Raw genomic sequence first — 3,647 nt, forward strand, 5'->3', positions numbered from 1 at the left:
CATTATGTTATTGGAAGTAACTCTTCTGATGGTAGAGGAGAAATAATTGATTTACTCTAAAGAATCATCGGGGTCCCAACTTCTTTTTTTACGAGATTTTTTATAAAGTTTTACCAGTAACATAAGAATAATTCCAAAAGAAAAAATACCCACAACTCCCCATATCCAATCAATATTGTTTTGTAATTCTACAAGAAAAATCACTGCAAAGAGAACAACCGTAGCAACCTCGTTCCACAATCTCAATTTCGCAGAACTATATTTAATAATATCATTTTGTAATTGTTTGTATATAACATGACAACCCCATTGGTAGAAATATAATAATCCAACAAATGATAATTTGATCCACATCCATTGCTGCTTTAAAAGAGAAGGATTTTCATATAGGAGCCAAAAAGCAAAAAAACTAGCGAGTACTGCAGATGGCCATGTAATAATGTACCAAAGCCTTTTGCTCATAATTTTATATTGTCTTTGTAAAATACCTTTGTCAGGTTGTTGTTTGCTGTCTGCTTCTACATGATAAATAAACAAACGAACAATATAAAACAACCCAGCAAACCAGGTAACAATAAAAATAATATGCAAGGCTTTTATATAGTAATACTCCATGTGATATCAGTTAAAACAATGTGACAAATATATTGTTTAAAGTAGTGAAACAAGTATTTTAAGGGAGGATTTTTTTTTTTTTTAGATTTAAAAAAGTAAAAGTCTTTTATTTTTTATCAAAGTAAATTTAACCTTCTCATAAGTTCACCTCGATTGGATCTACTCACTGGAATAATGTCTTGTTTTATCAAAACACTATTATCTTCAATATCAATAATTTTATTGAAATTTATAATATAGGAACGGTGTACCTTGATAAAAGTTTGAGAAGGTAGTTTATTTTCTATTTTCTTTAAAGTAGAGTGTACAATATAATTTTTACCCTCTGTCTTAATGTTGATATAATCTCCCTTTGCTTCAATTAAATAGATATCCGGTATATGTATTTTTACCAGTCTGCGATCTATGTTAACGTACAGCTTGTCCTCTGTAGTTTCTTGATTTTCTTCAGTTTTCGTACTACTTGGGGCCGCTATTTGGGGAATTTTATCCATAGATTTTTGAAATCTTTCAAATGTCAATGGTTTTACCAAGTAATCTACTACGCAGTTATATTCAAATGCATCTAAAGCAAAATTTCTATCCGAAGTAACCAATACAATACTTGGGGGGGATTTCAGTGTTTTTATAAAGTCAAAACCAGAAAAAGTGGGCATGTGGATGTCGAGAAAAATTAAATCAACACTTTGGTCATTCAAAAATTTAATGGCATCGATAGCATTTTCAAAATCTCCAACAACTTCTAAATTGTCAACTTTAGAAATCATTTGTTGGGTAATTAATCTTGCGGTAGCATCGTCATCAATTAAGATACACTTTTTCATAAATTATTCTTTTTAATAGTCAGCTGAAAACTATTTTAATGACCTTTTGTTTATATAATGTCTTTAAAAAGGTATTTGGTTAGGTTACTTATAAAATCTAAGATACTTATTTTAACTTTTATTCAAATAAAATTTGAATTTTTTTTCCATTCTTTCTTGTAAAAGAACAAAAAAATACTTGAAATAATAAATTTGGGAACGATAAGATTGATTTAATAATTATTTTAAAAGTAGGTTTTGTTTAAAAAGGTTTTTATTGATTGAAAATAAATATCATTTTTTGTTTAAATTTAGCCTGTTATCAAATTTAAATTCTATGAAAATTTATTTTTTACTTGTGGGGATCGTTGTGTCGATTTGCTTTAAAGGTTATTCTCAAGAACGTCTTTTAACAGTGAGTTCTAAAGATTCAATTAACGGTCAACCACATTATAAAAGTAGTTTTGGGGCAAATATCAAGTTGAACGGATATTTTGATGTTTTTGGAGGGTTGCAAGACAGTGAGACTTTTAATATTGGAAAAATTAATGTTTTTGGTACGGATGACTCCAGTAGTTTTAAGATGGATATGTACCAGACCCAACTTAAATTTGAGTCAACAATAATGACCAAAGAAGGGGAAAGTATTTACGCAATTGTAGAGTTTGATTTTTGGGGTGGAAATGGAACCATGCGTTTGAGAAAAGCCTATGTAGAATTTGATCATTGGCAAATTGGACAGGGATGGGCATCTTTTGGTGATGAAGCCTTATGGCCCAATATTTTAGAATGGGAAGGACCTCCTTCTGGAGTTTGGGTACGAAGTCCGCATATAAAATATTTTAATAAAATTGGGAATGATCCTGATTGGCGTTATATAATTGCTTTGGATGCACCGATTACAGATTATAATAAATATGATGAAATTGAACCTTTAATAGGGAACGCGAATCAAACAACTCCCGATGTTATTTTGGGTGTGAAACATGAAAAAAAATGGGGACATTTAAGAATGTCCACAATGTTTAGGAATATCAATTATGAATACGATGGTGCGAAAAGTTCATTTTTGGGGTATGGTCTTTCTTTTTCAGGTCGCTTGTTAAAAGGGAAAAATAGTTTTCAGTTTCAAGGAACTGCAGGAAAGGGGATTACTTCTTATATAACAAGTATTGCAGGATTTGGATATGATGGATTTCCAACAGTTAACAATGAATTAGATGCTACTCCTTCTTACGGAGGCTGGATGGCTTATGAGTATTTCTGGACCAAAAAATTGCATACCAATTTGGTGGGAGGTTATACTAGGTTTTATACAAATGATGTTTCAAGGTTTTTGATATCTGATTCCACAGACCCACAGTCGGTTGTTTTGAATGGAGATATCGATCATGTGCATTACTACGGAATTGTAAATATTATGTATGATCATTATAACAGAATGACTTATGGATTGGAATTAGATTATGGTGCAAAAAGATTGATTATGAATGGAGAGGCAAATGGAAATCAACTGGATATAAATAAAGCAAGAGATGCTATGAGAATTAGTTTTGGTTTGATGTTTTATTTTTAAAAAAAGAGCTTTGCATCGATATGTAAAAGGTGTGTTTGAATACTTTAATTTTTAAAAAATTAACTTTTAGTTTTCATATGTTTCTGAGTATCTTTGTCGCTTATGAAGTTTGAAATAAAATCGAAAGATCCACAAAGTAAAGCCAGAGCAGGGGTAATGACCACTGATCATGGTGATATAGAAACTCCAATCTTTATGCCTGTAGGAACTATGGGAACCGTTAAGGGAGTTCATCAAAAAGAATTGAAAGAAGAAGTAAATCCGGATATTATTCTAGCGAATACCTATCACTTGTATTTACGTCCAAAAATGGATATTCTTGAAAAAGCAGGTGGTATTCATAAGTTCATGAACTGGGATCGTCCACTTTTAACAGATAGTGGAGGCTACCAAGTATATTCTTTATCTGGAAGAAGAAAGATCAAAGAAGAAGGTGTAAAGTTTAAGAGTCATATTGATGGATCTTATCACTTCTTTTCTCCGGAAAATGTAATGGAAACCCAACGTACTATCGGAGCTGATATTATCATGGCTTTTGATGAGTGTACACCGTATCCATGTGATTATAAATACGCTAAGAGATCGATGCATATGACGCATCGTTGGTTGAATAGATGTATGACGCATTTAGAAAAACTGCCATTTAAGTATGG

General features: G+C 31.5%; 4 protein-coding genes. 2 read left to right on the forward strand and 2 right to left on the reverse strand.

What is annotated here, in order from left to right; genetic code table 11:
- Positions 1–51: 51 nt before the first annotated feature.
- Entirely contained in the window at positions 52–615 is a 564-nt protein-coding gene (locus P8H68_RS12145) for a CopD family protein (protein ID WP_300325538.1), read from the reverse strand.
- Between the two features lie 116 nt (positions 616–731).
- The gene (locus P8H68_RS12150) at positions 732–1,439 is read right to left on the reverse strand and encodes a LytTR family DNA-binding domain-containing protein (RefSeq protein WP_300325541.1); all 708 of its coding nucleotides are present in this window, start codon (positions 1,437–1,439) and stop codon (positions 732–734) included.
- Between the two features lie 316 nt (positions 1,440–1,755).
- On the opposite strand from P8H68_RS12150, the gene P8H68_RS12155 reads away from it, so the two are divergent.
- Together P8H68_RS12155 and P8H68_RS12160 are read left to right on the forward strand one after the other, a co-directional pair.
- Positions 1,756–2,994 (forward strand): hypothetical protein, encoded by a 1,239-nt coding sequence (locus tag P8H68_RS12155; RefSeq protein WP_300325544.1) that lies wholly within the window; start codon positions 1,756–1,758, stop codon positions 2,992–2,994.
- A gap of 102 nt (positions 2,995–3,096) precedes the next feature.
- Positions 3,097–3,647: tRNA guanosine(34) transglycosylase Tgt (locus P8H68_RS12160; RefSeq protein WP_300325546.1), on the forward strand; the 551-nt coding region annotated here is incomplete at its 3' end.

Origin of the sequence: Flavicella sp. (assembly GCF_029238425.1) — a bacterium.
In the GTDB taxonomy this organism is placed as follows: domain Bacteria; phylum Bacteroidota; class Bacteroidia; order Flavobacteriales; family Flavobacteriaceae; genus Flavicella.